Genomic DNA, 13,582 nt, shown 5'->3' with positions numbered 1-13,582 from the left:
GGGGCGACCAAGGTCGCCCCGTTTGACTGATTACAGCAGGCAACACCTGGCCCTGTAGGAGCAGCCTTGTGCTGCGAATGGGGCGCGAAGCGGCCCCTGGGTTTCAGTGATGGCACATGAATAGCCGGGGCCGCTTTGCGCCCCATTCGCAGCACAAGGCTGCTCCTACAAAGAGCAGCGAGCAGCATGTAATAACGAATTTGTTCTATTTGGCAGAGCGAGAGTGGATGTGAGCAAACGAGCCTTTAACTTCTGCGCAGGCCCTGCCGCGCTTCCTGATGCTGTCTTGCAGCGCGCCCAGGCCGAGATGCTGGACTGGCGCGGCAAGGGCTTGTCGGTGATGGAAATGAGCCATCGCAGCGACGACTACGTGGCCATCGCCGAAAAGGCCGAGCAGGACCTGCGTGACCTGCTGTCCGTCCCCTCCAACTACAAGGTGCTGTTCCTGCAGGGCGGCGCCAGCCAGCAGTTCGCCGAGATTCCGCTGAACCTGCTGCCGGAAAGCGGCACTGCCGACTACATCGAAACCGGTATCTGGTCGAAAAAGGCCATCGAGGAAGCGCGCCGCTTCGGCAACATCAACGTCGCCGCCAGTGCCAAGCCCTACGACTACCTGAATATCCCGGGCCAGAACGACTGGAACCTGACCAAGAACGCTGCCTACGTGCACTATGCGTCCAACGAGACCATCGGTGGCCTGCAGTTTGACTGGGTGCCGCAGACTGGCGATGTGCCGCTGGTGGTCGACATGTCCTCCGACATTCTCTCGCGCCCCATCGACGTGTCGCAGTTCGGCCTGATCTACGCCGGCGCGCAGAAAAACATCGGCCCAAGCGGCCTGGTGGTGGTCATCGTGCGCGAAGATCTGCTGGGCCATGCCCGCAGCAGCTGCCCGACCATGCTCGACTACAAGGTTTCGGCTGACAACGGCTCGATGTACAACACCCCGGCCACTTACTCCTGGTACCTGTCGGGCCTGGTCTTCGAGTGGCTGAAAGAGCAGGGTGGCGTCGACGCCATGGAGCAGCGCAACCGCGCCAAGAAAGAGCGCCTGTACGGCTTCATCGACAAGAGCGATTTCTACACCAACCCGATCAGCGTCAACGCCCGTTCGTGGATGAACGTGCCGTTCCGCCTGGCTGACGAGCGCCTGGACAAGGCCTTCCTCGCCGGCGCCGATGCCCGCGGCCTGCTCAACCTCAAGGGCCACCGTTCGGTGGGCGGCATGCGCGCTTCCATCTACAACGCCCTGGGCCTTGAGGCTGTAGAAGCCTTGGTGGGCTACATGGCCGAATTCGAGAAGGAGCACGGCTGATGTCCGAACAGGAACTCAAGGCGCTGCGTGTACGCATCGACAGCCTCGACGAGAAGATTCTCGAGCTGATCAGCGACCGTGCCCGTTGCGCTGAAGAAGTCGCCCGGGTCAAGACCGCCTCGCTGAAAGAAGGCGAGAAGCCGGTGTTCTACCGCCCTGAGCGCGAAGCTGCTGTGCTCAAGCGCGTCATGGAACGCAACAAGGGCCCGCTGGGCAACGAAGAAATGGCGCGGTTGTTCCGCGAAATCATGTCGTCGTGCCTGGCCCTTGAAGAGCCGCTGAAAATCGCCTACCTCGGCCCTGAGGGTACCTTTACCCAGGCTGCCGCCATGAAGCACTTCGGCCACGCGGTGATCAGCCGGCCGATGGCGGCAATCGATGAAGTGTTCCGCGAAGTGGCGGCCGGTGCCGTCAACTTTGGCGTGGTGCCGGTGGAAAACTCCACCGAAGGCGCTGTCAGTCACACCCTGGATAGCTTCCTTGAGCACGACATGGTCATTTGCGGCGAAGTCGAGCTGCGAATCCACCATCACCTGCTGGTAGGTGAGAGCACCAAGACCGACAGCATCACGCGCATCTACTCCCACGCCCAGTCGCTGGCCCAGTGCCGCAAGTGGCTGGACGCGCACTACCCGAACGTGGAGCGCGTGGCGGTTTCGAGCAATGCCGAGGCGGCCAAGCGAGTCAAGGGCGAGTGGAACTCGGCGGCGATTGCCGGCGACATGGCGGCCAACCTGTATGGTTTGACCCGCCTGGCAGAAAAGATCGAAGACCGCCCGGACAACTCCACGCGCTTCCTGATGATCGGCAGCCAGGAAGTGCCGCCGACCGGCGACGACAAGACCTCGATCATTGTCTCGATGAGCAACAAGCCAGGTGCCTTGCACGAGTTGCTGGTGCCGTTCCACCAGAACGGCATCGACCTGACCCGCATCGAGACCCGCCCGTCGCGCAGTGGCAAGTGGACCTACGTGTTCTTCATCGACTTCGTTGGCCACCACCGCGACCCGCTGATCAAGGCGGTGCTCGAGCAGATCAGCCAGGAGGCTGTGGCGCTGAAGGTGCTGGGCTCTTATCCGAAGGCGGTGCTTTGATTCAAGGCCCTTGGGGCTGCAAAGCAGCCCTTCGCGGCACAAGGCCGCTCCTACAGGGTCCTTGTAGGAGCGGCCTTGTGCCGCGAAGGGTCGCGAAGCGGCCCCGTAGGGTCCAGCAGGCTGTCCCGATTTCAGAACAGGGTTCGCACCAGTGGTAAAAGCAGCAAAAACCAAACCTGAGCCGATCATCAACCGCCTGGTCGTGGTCGGCCTCGGCCTGATCGGTGGCTCGTTCGCCAAGGGCCTGCGTGAAAGCGGCCTGTGCCGCGAAGTGGTCGGTGTCGACCTGGACGCCCCTTCGCGCAAGCAAGCCGTGGCCCTGGGCGTGGTCGACCGCTGCGAAGAAGACCTTGCCGCAGCCTGTGTCGGTGCCGATGTCATCCAGTTGGCCGTGCCGATCCTGGCCATGGAAAAAGTCCTGGCCCTGCTGGCCCGGCTCGATCTGGGCGATGCGATCATTACCGATGTCGGCAGTGCCAAGGGCAACGTCGTCCGTGAGGCGCGCTCTGTTTTTGTCAACGAGAGCGGTCAGCGCCTGCCGCGCTTCGTCCCCGGCCACCCGATCGCGGGTTCCGAGCAGAGCGGGGTAGAGGCCTCCAACGCCACCCTGTTCCGTCGGCACAAGGTGATCCTCACGCCGCTGGCCGAAACCGACCCGGCCGCGCTGGCCCTGGTCGACCGCCTTTGGCGTGCGCTGGGTGCCGATGTGGAGCACATGTCGGTCGAGCGTCATGACGAGGTGCTGGCAGCCACCAGCCACTTGCCGCACCTGCTGGCCTTTGGCTTGGTCGATTCGCTGGCCAAGCGCAATGAAAACCTCGAGATCTTCCGGTACGCTGCGGGAGGCTTCCGCGATTTCACAAGAATCGCCGGCAGCGACCCGACCATGTGGCACGACATCTTCCTCGCCAACCGCGACGCTGTCCTGCGCACACTCGATACATATCGCAGCGATCTCGACGCCTTGCGCGACGCGATTGCAGAAGGGGACGGGCACCAGTTGCTGGGTGTATTCACCCGTGCGCGTGTTGCCCGCGAGCATTTCAGTAAAATCCTGGCCCGCCGGGCCTATGTGGACGCTATGAACGCCAACGATCTGATTTTCCTGGCCCAACCGGGTGGCCGCCTGAACGGGCGGATCCGCGTACCGGGCGACAAGTCGATTTCCCACCGCTCGATCATGCTCGGCTCGCTGGCCGAAGGCACCACCGAAGTCGAAGGCTTCCTCGAAGGTGAGGACGCACTGGCGACCCTGCAGGCATTCCGCGACATGGGTGTGGTCATCGAAGGCCCCAATCATGGTCGCGTGACCATTCATGGTGTTGGCCTGCACGGCCTCAAGCCGCCGCCCGGGCCGCTGTACGTGGGCAACTCGGGTACCTCGATGCGCCTGCTGTCGGGCCTGCTGGCCGGCCAGTCGTTCGACGTGACCATGACCGGCGACGCTTCGCTGTCCAAGCGCCCGATGAACCGTGTGGCCAACCCGCTGCGTGAAATGGGTGCCGTGGTCGAAACCGGCCCGGAAGGCCGTCCGCCGCTGACCATTCGCGGTGGCCACAAGCTCAAAGGGCTGACCTACACGCTGCCGATGGCCAGCGCCCAGGTCAAATCCTGCCTGCTGCTGGCCGGCCTGTACGCTGAAGGCAAGACCACCGTTACCGAGCCTGCGCCTACCCGTGACCACACCGAACGCATGCTGCGCGGCTTTGGCTATGCGGTCGAGTCGAACGGCCCGGTGGCCTCGCTGCAGTCCGGCGGCAAGCTGACCGCTACCCGCATTGAAGTGCCGGCCGACATTTCCTCGGCAGCCTTCTTCCTGGTGGCGGCCTCCATTGCCGAAGGTTCCGAGCTGGTGCTGGAACACGTTGGCATCAACCCGACCCGCACCGGTGTAATCGACATCCTGCGCTTGATGGGTGGCGACATCACCCTGGAAAACCAGCGTGAAGTTGGCGGCGAGCCAGTGGCCGACCTGCGCGTGCGCGGTGCCAGGCTGAAAGGTATCGACATCCCTGAAGAGCTCGTGCCGCTGGCCATCGACGAATTCCCGGTACTGTTCGTGGCTGCCGCCTGCGCCGAAGGGCGGACCGTGCTGCGTGGCGCCGAAGAGCTGCGGGTGAAAGAGTCCGACCGTATCCAGGTGATGGCCGATGGCCTGATCACCCTGGGCATCAAGTGCGAACCAACCCCGGACGGCATCATCATCGACGGCGGCCAGCTGGGCGGTGGCGAAGTGCATGGCCACGGTGACCACCGTATCGCCATGGCCTTCAGCGTCGCCTCGCTGCGCGCCAGCGCGCCAATTCGCATCCACGACTGTGCCAACGTCGCCACCTCGTTCCCCAACTTCCTGGCGCTGTGCGCCGAAGTGGGTATCCGCGTGGCGGAAGAGGGCAAGTCGTGAATTCGCTGGCACCGGTCATCACCATCGACGGGCCGAGCGGCTCGGGCAAGGGCACGGTCGCCGGCCTGCTGGCCCGCGAGCTGGGCTGGAAGCTGCTGGACTCCGGCGCGCTGTACCGCTTGCTGGCGTTCAACGCCAGCAATCATGGCGTCGACCTCACCAACGAAGAGCTGCTGACCCGGCTTGCCGCCCATCTGGATGTGCAGTTCATCGCTGCCCAGCCCGGTAAGCTGCAACAGATCATCCTTGAGGGTGAGGATGTCAGCAATGTCATCCGCACCGAAACCGTCGGCGCCGGCGCGTCGATGGTGGCCTCGTTGCCGGCGGTGCGTGATGCTCTGCTGGTGCGTCAGCGCGAATTTCGCGATGTGCCGGGGTTGATCGCCGACGGCCGCGACATGGGTACCGTGGTATTCCCTGACGCGCCGTTGAAGGTGTTTCTGACCGCCAGCGCAGAAGAGCGCGCACGTCGCCGTTACCTGCAGTTGAAGGGCAAGGGTGAAGATGTTAGTCTGTCGAGTCTGCTGGATGAGATTCGTGCGCGTGATGAGCGCGACACCCAACGTGCAGTGGCCCCGCTGAAGCCAGCGGCCGATGCCATTCAGTTGGACTCTACCGAGTTGTCCATCGAGCAGGTGTTGCAACGTATCAGAAGCGAGATCGCCCTGCGCGACCTCGCCTGATCGCCAGGAAAGCAGGCAGGGGCACCAGTCAACGTCCTGCCGGCTTTCCTTTACTTAAAACGAACCCACATTGTCTGGAATGTGGTTATGGGCGTTTGTTTCGCCCGAATCTACAGGAATTAAAATGAGCGAAAGCTTTGCAGAACTCTTTGAAGAAAGCCTGAAAACCCTCAATCTTCAGCCGGGTGCCATCATCACCGGTATCGTTGTCGACATCGACGGCGACTGGGTTACCGTACACGCTGGCCTGAAGTCCGAGGGCGTCATCCCGCTCGAGCAGTTCTACAACGAAGCTGGCGAGCTGACCATCAAGGTCGGTGACGAAGTTCACGTTGCGCTGGACGCGGTCGAAGACGGCTTTGGCGAAACCAAACTGTCCCGTGAAAAAGCCAAGCGCGCCGAGTGCTGGATTGTTCTGGAAGCAGCTTTCGCCGCCGAAGAAGTGGTCAAGGGCGTTATCAACGGTAAGGTTAAAGGCGGCTTCACTGTCGACGTTAACGGCATCCGTGCGTTCCTGCCGGGCTCCCTGGTTGATGTCCGCCCTGTGCGCGACACCACCCACCTCGAAGGCAAAGAGCTGGAATTCAAGGTCATCAAGCTGGACCAGAAGCGCAACAACGTTGTTGTTTCGCGTCGCAGCGTGCTGGAAGCCGAGAACAGCGCCGAGCGCGAAGCCCTGCTGGAAACCCTGCAGGAAGGCCAACAAGTCAAAGGTATCGTCAAGAACCTCACCGACTACGGCGCATTCGTGGACCTGGGCGGTATCGACGGCCTGCTGCACATCACCGACATGGCCTGGAAGCGCATCAAGCACCCTTCGGAAATCGTTAACGTTGGCGACGAAGTCGACGTACGCGTTCTGAAGTTCGACCGCGAGCGCAACCGCGTTTCGCTGGGTCTGAAGCAGATGGGCGAAGATCCGTGGGTAGCTATCACTGCCCGTTACCCAGAAGGTACTCGCGTACAAGCTCGCGTTACCAACCTGACCGACTACGGCTGCTTCGCTGAGCTGGAAGAAGGCGTTGAAGGTCTGGTACACGTTTCCGAAATGGACTGGACCAACAAGAACATCCACCCGTCGAAAGTCGTTCAGGTTGGCGACGAAGTGGAAGTCATGGTTCTGGACATCGACGAAGAGCGTCGTCGTATCTCCCTGGGCATCAAGCAGTGCAAGTCCAACCCATGGGAAGACTTCTCCGGCCAGTTCAACAAGGGTGACAAGATCACCGGTACCATCAAGTCGATCACCGACTTCGGTATCTTCATCGGTCTGGACGGCGGCATCGACGGCCTGGTTCACCTGTCCGACATCTCCTGGAACGAAACCGGCGAAGAAGCCGTACGTCGTTTCAAGAAGGGCGACGAGCTGGAAACCGTCATCCTGTCGGTCGACCCAGAGCGCGAGCGCATCTCCCTGGGCATCAAGCAGCTGGAAGACGATCCGTTCTCCAACTTCGTTGCTGTCAATGACAAGGGCGCTATCGTCAAGGGCATCGTGAAAGAAGTTGACGCCAAAGGCGCCATCGTCACCCTGGCCGACGACATCGAAGCCACTCTGAAAGCTTCCGAAATCAGCCGTGACCGCGTTGAAGACGCGCGTAACGTTCTGAAGGAAGGCGAAGAGATCGAAGCCAAGATCATCAGCGTTGACCGCAAGTCCCGCGTTATCAGCCTGTCGATCAAATCGAAAGACGACGCTGAAGAGCGTGAAGCCATCCAGAGCCTGAAAAACGCTCCGGAAGCGGCTGCCGACACCACCATGGCTGCGCTGCTGCGCGAAGCAATGGCCAAGCAGAACTGAGTTCTGTTTGATCGGTAAAAAAGGGCGACCCTCGGGTCGCCCTTTTTTTATGCTCGCATCATATCCAGATGCAATCCCAGTGAGAGTAATCGCGTGCACGTACCGCCAGGCCTGCGCGGATGGGATTGGCGATGATGTAGCCAGCTATGGTTTTTACATCGTTTTCCTTCCGTAGTGCCCGGTCGTGAAATCCGGGTTGCCAGATGCGATGTCGTTCAGCTCCGGCTCGATAAAGAGCGTTACTACTCCGTGACTTGAAGGTGCGCATCAGCTGGTCCAGGCGTGTTGGTCCCAGTTCAACAAGCCAATGAAGGTGATCGGGCATCAAGACCCAAGCTAGTGTTCGACATTGTCCTTCCTGCTCGCTTAGTCGAAGCTGCTGAATAGCTGCTCGGGCCAGAAATAGTTGGGCGAAATGTGGTATGCGCTTGCGAGTGACAGTTGTCAGCAGGTAAAGCCTGCCTGGTTCTGAATAGCGCCCTCGACGTAATCGGTGATTGCCTTGACGGTCCATGTCGATTTCCTTCTGATCGAGCGTTCAACCGTAGACGAAACGGTTGTTCAGGGCGGTGTAGGACTATTTCCAAATCTGACGAATCGATATTTGTACCGGCGTGCGCTGTCCTGTAGGAGCGGCCTTGTGCCGCGAAAGGGCTGCGAAGCAGCCCCGCGAGGACACCTGTGCCGCAGGCATCGCCGGGGCCGCGGTGCGGCCCTTTCGCGGCGCAAGGCCGCTCCTACATGTGTTGAGTGAGCCTCAATCTGCAAGTGGCGGCTAGACCATTCTTGTAAAACTTCAATCTTGAATTTTTTTATTAAGTCAAGATCCACCCTGTTCAAATCCCTCCCAGCGTGCTACAAACTGGTTAAGCAATGATCTAGCTGCTTGATAACGAAGGGAAAAATATGACGAAGTCGGAGCTGATCGAACGTATTGTCACCCATCAGGGGCTGCTCTCGTCCAAGGATGTGGAGCTGGCCATCAAGACCATGCTTGAGCAGATGTCACAATGCCTCGCCACTGGCGATCGCATCGAGATCCGCGGTTTTGGCAGCTTCTCGCTGCATTATCGCGCCCCGCGCGTGGGCCGTAACCCGAAGACCGGCCAGTCGGTCAGCCTCGAGGGCAAGTTTGTGCCGCACTTCAAACCTGGCAAAGAGCTGCGAGACCGGGTCAACGAAGAAGACGAGGCTGAAGCCTGATCAATCAAGGAGCATTCTGATGCGTAACCTCAAGCGCGCCCTGGCGGCGGTGTTCGTGCTGCTGTTGGCGGCTGTGGTGCTGTTCTTCGTGCTGGAGAACCAGCAAGCCGTGTCGTTGGTCCTGTTCGGTTGGGCTGCGCCGGAAATGCCGGTTGCTGTGCTGGTATTGGCCGCCCTGGTTATTGGCCTGGCAGTAGGGCCGTTGCTGGGTGCCTACGGCGTGCAACGCAGCAAGCGCAAGATCAGAGAGTCTGCCCGTCAGGCGGCACTCAGCAGCAACTAAGGAAACTTCCTACGCCTGCTGAGGAAAGTATCACCTATGCACGCATCGGCCTTCATGGAGTAATAGCCCACTTCATTATCGGCCCCGGCGAGTGTGCGCAGCATGGAATATCCCAGCCTTTCCCATCACGGTGCTACCCGCGGCGTCACCGGGTCTTGTCATCAGTTGCACCTTGGTCCGTCCGCCAGTGTGCTGATCGATTGCGGGCTTGAGCAGGGGGGCGAAGCTGCGCCGGGTGCGCAAAGCGCTGCGCTCGGCTTCGATATCCAGGGCATCCAGGCCCTGGTTATTACCCATGTTCATCTCGACCACGTTGGTCGCATTCCTGCACTGCTGGCTGCCGGCTATCGCGGCCCCATCCTTTGCAGTGAGCCCTCTGCGCGGCTGCTGCCCCTTGTACTGGAAGATGCCTACAAGCTGAGCATCAGCAGCGAGCCTGCGCAGGTGGCGCGGTACATCGATTTCATCCGTGACCTGATCGTGCCGCTGCCTTTCGAGCAGTGGCACGCGGTGCTTGAGCGCCCTGGCCTGGTTTGTCGTATTCGCCTGCAGCGCGCCGGGCATCTGCTGGGTTCGGCTTACGTCGAGTGCGACATGCAGCATGGGCAGGCCAATAGCCGCTATGTGTTTTCCGGCGACCTGGGTGCGTGTGGCAACCCATTGCTGCGCCCGGTGCAGCCGCCGGAGCGAGCTGATGTGCTCGTGCTGGAAAGTACCTATGGCGACCGCCTGCATGCCCATGCCGGCGACCGTAGGCAGCGGCTGGAAGCCGCCATCGATCGCGCCCTGGCTGACAAAGGCACCATCCTCATCCCGGCTTTTAGCTTGGGGCGCACCCAGGAGCTGTTGTACGAGCTCGAAGACATCCTTCATCGCAAGGCGTTGTTGGGCGGCGCTGGCCCCGGGCCTGATGGCGACCCGCTCGACTGGTCGCAATTGCCTATCATCCTCGACTCGCCCCTGGCTCAGCGCATCACCAGCGTATACCGGGAGCTGCACGACTACTGGAATGCCGAAGCAAGGGCGCGGCTTGCCGAAGGGCGGGACCCGCTGGATTTCAGCCAGTTGATCAGCGTGGATACCCATGCCCGGCATCAGCAGGTGGTCAATTACCTCAAAAGCACCGGGCGACCGGCGATCGTGATAGCTGGCAATGGCATGTGCTCGGGTGGGCGCATCGTCAATTACCTCAAGGCCATGCTCGGGGATGCGCGGCATGAGGTGATGTTCGTCGGCTATCAGGCCAAGGGTACGCCGGGGGCGGTGATACAGGCCAGTGAAGGGGCAGAAGGGTTTGTGCAGATTGATCTGGATGGGCAGATGTACGAAATCCGGGCGAAGGTAGTCACGGTGGGTGGGTTTTCGGGGCATGCCGATCAGGCGGGGTTGGTCGGTTTTGTCAATGCAATGTCGCGCGTGCCGGGTCGGGTTGTGCTGGTGCACGGCGAGCAGCGTGCGAAGCTGGTTTTGCAGCAAGTTCTCAGGGCCAGCCACAAAACGCATAACCCATGCTTTGAGGTAATTATTCCTGAATAAAGCGGGTTGGCCATTGAACGTTCACGCGTGTAGTTGTCTCAAACCTGCCATTTGAGTTTCGCAGCCCGTTGGTGCGGTTGCTAAAACGGCGGTTGAACAGCCGACTGAAGATGCGCCCCCTGGCGCTCCTCGGGGGACAAGCTACATGAAAAAAACTCTGGTATTCTACGAGCCTCAGCTCGGGTCTGGAGCCTGGATGGCCAGGAATTGTCTCGCTGGGCGCGTATATTTATTGCTGCTGCACCCGACCGCAGCGGCTGTCAGATATTAAGATACATGTAGGTTTCCTGAGGTTTGAAACTTCAAGTGGCCGTTAAGGACTCGAATATGGAATTGATCCCGGTAATTCTATCCGGTGGCGTTGGTAGCCGTCTGTGGCCAGTATCACGTGAGGCTCACCCCAAGCCGTTCATGACCCTGCCAGACGGTCAGAACCTCATCCAGAAGACTTTCCTGCGAGCCGCCGAGCTGAACGGTGTGGTTGAAATTCTCACGGTCACCAACCGCGAATTGCTGTTCAAGACCGAGGATGAATATCGCACCATCAACAAGCATAACCTCAGCCAGGGTTACATTCTCGAACCCTTCGGCCGCAATACCGCCGCAGCCGTGGCCGCTGCGGCATTGCAGCTTCTGCAGTCCCACGGTCCTCAAGCGCACATGCTCGTGCTGGCGGCCGATCATCTGATCCAGAACGAAGCGGCTTTTTCCGAAGCAGTCAGCAAGGCCGTTCAGCTGGCAGGCGAGGGTTGGCTGGTCACATTCGGCATTAAACCCCAATACCCTGAAACCGGCTTTGGCTACATCGAGGCTGCGGCTGGCGGCGTGCTCGAGGGTGGGCTCAGAGTCGAGCGTTTCGTCGAAAAACCCGACGCCAAAACCGCTGAGGCCTATGTCGCTGCTGGCAACTATTTCTGGAACGCCGGCATGTTCTGCTTCCAGGTTGGCACTGTGATCGAACAGTTCAAGGCTTACGCCCCTGATGTGCTTGAAGCTGTCGAGCGCACCCTGGAAGCCTCACGCCGCTCTACCTCCAAAGGCTATAGCTGCCTGGCTCTGGATGCAGAGTGCTTCGCCAGCGTGCCGGACATCTCCATCGACTACGCCTTGATGGAACGCTCGAGTAAAGTGGCGACCATTCCGTGCGATATCGGGTGGAGCGATATTGGCTCGTGGAATGCTGTCAGCGAACTGACCCCGCCGGATGAGCATGGCAACCGCTTCGAAGGCGAAGTCATGGCTTATGGGGCGAGCAACAACTATGTCAGCACCGAAGACCGCCTGGCTGCGCTGGTAGGTGTTCAGGACTTGTTGGTGGTAGACACGCCGGATGCACTGCTGATTGCTCATAAAGACCACGCTCAGGACGTGAAACATATCGTCAAGCGCTTGAAGAACGATGGTCACACCGCCCATTTACTGCATCAAACAGTGCACCGCCCTTGGGGTACTTACACCACCTTGGAAGATGGCGAGCGCTTCAAGATCAAACGCATTGTGGTCAAGCCCAAGGCGTCGCTGTCCCTGCAGATGCATCACCACCGCAGTGAGCACTGGATTGTGGTGAGCGGTATGGCAGTGGTGGTCAATGATGATCAGGAGCTGATGCTCAACACGAACGAATCCACGTTCATTCGGGCTGGTCACAAGCACCGTTTGCAGAACCCGGGTGTAATCGACCTGGTGCTGATCGAAGTTCAAAGCGGCGACTACCTGGGCGAAGACGATATCGTTCGCTTCGAGGATAACTACGGTCGTTGCGACGCCTGATCCAGCCTCTCAAGTCGACCCCGTGGGCCTGATCCAGGCGCGGGGTCGATTTCGCTCGGCACGCCTGTCGCCGACTTTCCCCTTTTTCGAATGGTGTTCGCTCAAGCGCCGCCGTATACAAGTGAGATGTATGTACCCACCCATTCAGACCCGCTGCTTCAAAGCCTATGACATTCGCGGCCAAGTGCCGGCTGATCTCAATGAGGATATTGCCTATCGTATTGGTCGTGCCTTGGTGGCTGAGCTGGGTGGGCGAAGCTACGTGGTAGGTCGTGACATGCGCTTGGAAAGCCCGACTCTTTCCCAAGCATTGATGAAGGGCCTTACTGAAGGCGGCGCCGACGTTATCAATATTGGCCTTTGTGGCACCGAGGAAGTGTACTTCGCTACCAGCCACTATCAGGCCGACGGTGGCATCATGGTAACCGCCAGCCATAATCCCAAAGGCTATAACGGCATGAAACTGGTGCGCGAGCAGTCGCGACCTATCAGTGGTGACACGGGCCTCAAGGATATTCGCCAGCGGGTGGAATCCGGTGACTTGGGGACTGCAGCCCCGGCCGCAGGCAGTGTTCGCCTGGCGTTCGACAAAAGCGCTTACATCGACCACCTGCTGACCTATGTGGACTTGGCTACCCTCAAGCCATTGAAGGTGCTGGCAGATCCGGGTAATGGTGCTGTTGGCCCGGTGCTGGAGCTGTTGAAGGCGCGCCTGCCACTGAAGCTCACTGTTATCAATGGGGAACCAGACGGCAACTTCCCTAATGGCATCCCCAACCCGTTGCTACCGGAAAACCGTGACCTTACACGCCAAGCTGTCTTGAATACCGGTGCAGACATGGGTATTGCCTTCGATGGTGATTTCGATCGCTGCTTCTTCTTCGACAATCAGGGGCGTTTCATCGAGGGTTACTATGTTGTTGGCCTGTTGGCTGAAATGCTGCTGGCCAAGCACCCAGGCAGCAAAATCATTCACGACCCGCGCCTGACCTGGAACACCATCAAACAGGTCGAAGAAGCTGGGGGAGTGGCAATCCAGAGCAAGACCGGCCATGCCTTCATCAAAGAACGTATGCGCGCCGAAGATGCGGTATATGGCGGCGAAATGAGCGCCCACCATTACTTCCGTGACTTTGCCTACTGCGACAGCGGTAACATCCCTTGGCTCCTGGTCGCTCAGTTGATGAGCGTAACGGGCAAAAGCCTCGGGCAACTGGTGGACGAACGTATTGCAGCGTTCCCGTGCAGTGGCGAAATCAACTACGAAGTGGAGGATGTTAAAGGCACTATCGAGAAGATTCTTGCTCACTACTTGCCGCAAAACCCCAGCGTCGACCGCACCGACGGTATCAGCGTAGAGTTCGCTGACTGGCGTTTCAGCCTGCGTGGGTCCAACACCGAGCCATTGCTCCGCCTCAATGTCGAGAGCCGAGGCGATCAGGCTTTGGTTGAGCGCCAGGTTGCACAAATCGCCGGCTTAATCAGAGGTTAAT

At 59.8% G+C, this 13,582-nt stretch carries 11 protein-coding genes; 10 read left to right on the top strand and 1 reads right to left on the bottom strand.

Annotated features, from left to right (window positions below):
- Window positions 1-229 precede the first annotated feature (229 nt).
- The 5 genes from serC to rpsA all read left to right on the top strand — a co-directional run bounded on the left by serC (window position 230) and on the right by rpsA (window position 7,297).
- Window positions 230-1,315 carry a 3-phosphoserine/phosphohydroxythreonine transaminase gene (serC, locus tag E8E78_RS20820; RefSeq protein WP_041168115.1) on the top strand — a complete coding sequence of 362 codons (1,086 nt, stop codon included), beginning with the start codon at window positions 230-232 and terminating at the stop codon, window positions 1,313-1,315.
- Window positions 1,315-2,409, top strand: coding sequence for a prephenate dehydratase (gene pheA / locus E8E78_RS20815; protein WP_016501012.1), 1,095 nt, complete (start codon window positions 1,315-1,317; stop codon window positions 2,407-2,409). Before serC ends, pheA begins: the two co-directional genes overlap by 1 nt.
- Window positions 2,410-2,560: 151 nt before the next feature.
- Window positions 2,561-4,813 (top strand): bifunctional prephenate dehydrogenase/3-phosphoshikimate 1-carboxyvinyltransferase, encoded by a 2,253-nt coding sequence (locus tag E8E78_RS20810; RefSeq protein WP_016501011.1) that lies wholly within the window; start codon window positions 2,561-2,563, stop codon window positions 4,811-4,813.
- On the top strand, window positions 4,810-5,496 hold the full coding sequence (gene cmk, locus E8E78_RS20805) for a (d)CMP kinase (RefSeq protein WP_016501010.1): 687 nt from the start codon (window positions 4,810-4,812) through the stop codon (window positions 5,494-5,496). Before E8E78_RS20810 ends, cmk begins: the two co-directional genes overlap by 4 nt.
- Before the next feature lie 124 nt (window positions 5,497-5,620).
- A complete protein-coding gene (gene rpsA, locus E8E78_RS20800) occupies window positions 5,621-7,297 on the top strand; it encodes a 30S ribosomal protein S1 (protein ID WP_003252673.1) in 1,677 nt (558 codons plus the stop codon).
- 58 nt (window positions 7,298-7,355) lie between these two features.
- On the opposite strand, the gene E8E78_RS20795 is transcribed toward rpsA, so the two are convergent.
- Entirely contained in the window at window positions 7,356-7,811 is a 456-nt protein-coding gene (locus E8E78_RS20795; protein ID WP_280314968.1) for a transposase, read from the bottom strand.
- 392 nt (window positions 7,812-8,203) lie between these two features.
- On the opposite strand from E8E78_RS20795, the gene ihfB reads away from it, so the two are divergent.
- The 5 genes from ihfB to E8E78_RS20770 all read left to right on the top strand — a co-directional run bounded on the left by ihfB (window position 8,204) and on the right by E8E78_RS20770 (window position 13,581).
- Window positions 8,204-8,500 (top strand): integration host factor subunit beta, encoded by a 297-nt coding sequence (gene ihfB / locus E8E78_RS20790; RefSeq protein ID WP_003252675.1) that lies wholly within the window; start codon window positions 8,204-8,206, stop codon window positions 8,498-8,500.
- 19 nt (window positions 8,501-8,519) lie between these two features.
- On the top strand, window positions 8,520-8,783 hold the full coding sequence (locus tag E8E78_RS20785; protein ID WP_059395294.1) for a lipopolysaccharide assembly protein LapA domain-containing protein: 264 nt from the start codon (window positions 8,520-8,522) through the stop codon (window positions 8,781-8,783).
- Window positions 8,784-8,885: 102 nt separating this feature from the next.
- A complete protein-coding gene (locus tag E8E78_RS20780; RefSeq protein WP_280314966.1) occupies window positions 8,886-10,319 on the top strand; it encodes an MBL fold metallo-hydrolase in 1,434 nt (477 codons plus the stop codon).
- 327 nt (window positions 10,320-10,646) lie between these two features.
- Window positions 10,647-12,089 carry a mannose-1-phosphate guanylyltransferase/mannose-6-phosphate isomerase gene (locus E8E78_RS20775; RefSeq protein WP_197897897.1) on the top strand — a complete coding sequence of 481 codons (1,443 nt, stop codon included), beginning with the start codon at window positions 10,647-10,649 and terminating at the stop codon, window positions 12,087-12,089.
- Window positions 12,090-12,219: 130 nt separating this feature from the next.
- Window positions 12,220-13,581, top strand: coding sequence for a phosphomannomutase (locus E8E78_RS20770; RefSeq protein ID WP_280315025.1), 1,362 nt, complete (start codon window positions 12,220-12,222; stop codon window positions 13,579-13,581).
- Window position 13,582: the final 1 nt, after the last annotated feature.

The sequence above is a fragment of the Pseudomonas sp. BN505 genome (assembly GCF_029873175.1).
GTDB classification, from domain to species: domain Bacteria; phylum Pseudomonadota; class Gammaproteobacteria; order Pseudomonadales; family Pseudomonadaceae; genus Aquipseudomonas; species Aquipseudomonas putida.
The sequence above is the reverse complement of the archived record's forward strand: the minus strand, read 5'-3'. Positions and strand labels throughout refer to the sequence as shown.

Excerpts from the sequence above, each read along its gene's own strand:
- E8E78_RS20785 (WP_059395294.1), top strand. The coding sequence starts at position 8,520 with ATGCGTAACCTCAAGCGCGCCCTGGCGGCGGTGTTCGTGCTGCTGTTG.
- pheA (WP_016501012.1), top strand. The coding sequence starts at position 1,315 with ATGTCCGAACAGGAACTCAAGGCGCTGCGTGTACGCATCGACAGCCTC.
- E8E78_RS20770 (WP_280315025.1), top strand. The coding sequence starts at position 12,220 with ATGTACCCACCCATTCAGACCCGCTGCTTCAAAGCCTATGACATTCGC.
- rpsA (WP_003252673.1), top strand. The coding sequence starts at position 5,621 with ATGAGCGAAAGCTTTGCAGAACTCTTTGAAGAAAGCCTGAAAACCCTC.
- E8E78_RS20795 (WP_280314968.1), bottom strand. The coding sequence starts at position 7,811 with ATGGACCGTCAAGGCAATCACCGATTACGTCGAGGGCGCTATTCAGAA.
- E8E78_RS20780 (WP_280314966.1), top strand. The coding sequence starts at position 8,886 with ATGGAATATCCCAGCCTTTCCCATCACGGTGCTACCCGCGGCGTCACC.
- E8E78_RS20775 (WP_197897897.1), top strand. The coding sequence starts at position 10,647 with ATGGAATTGATCCCGGTAATTCTATCCGGTGGCGTTGGTAGCCGTCTG.
- ihfB (WP_003252675.1), top strand. The coding sequence starts at position 8,204 with ATGACGAAGTCGGAGCTGATCGAACGTATTGTCACCCATCAGGGGCTG.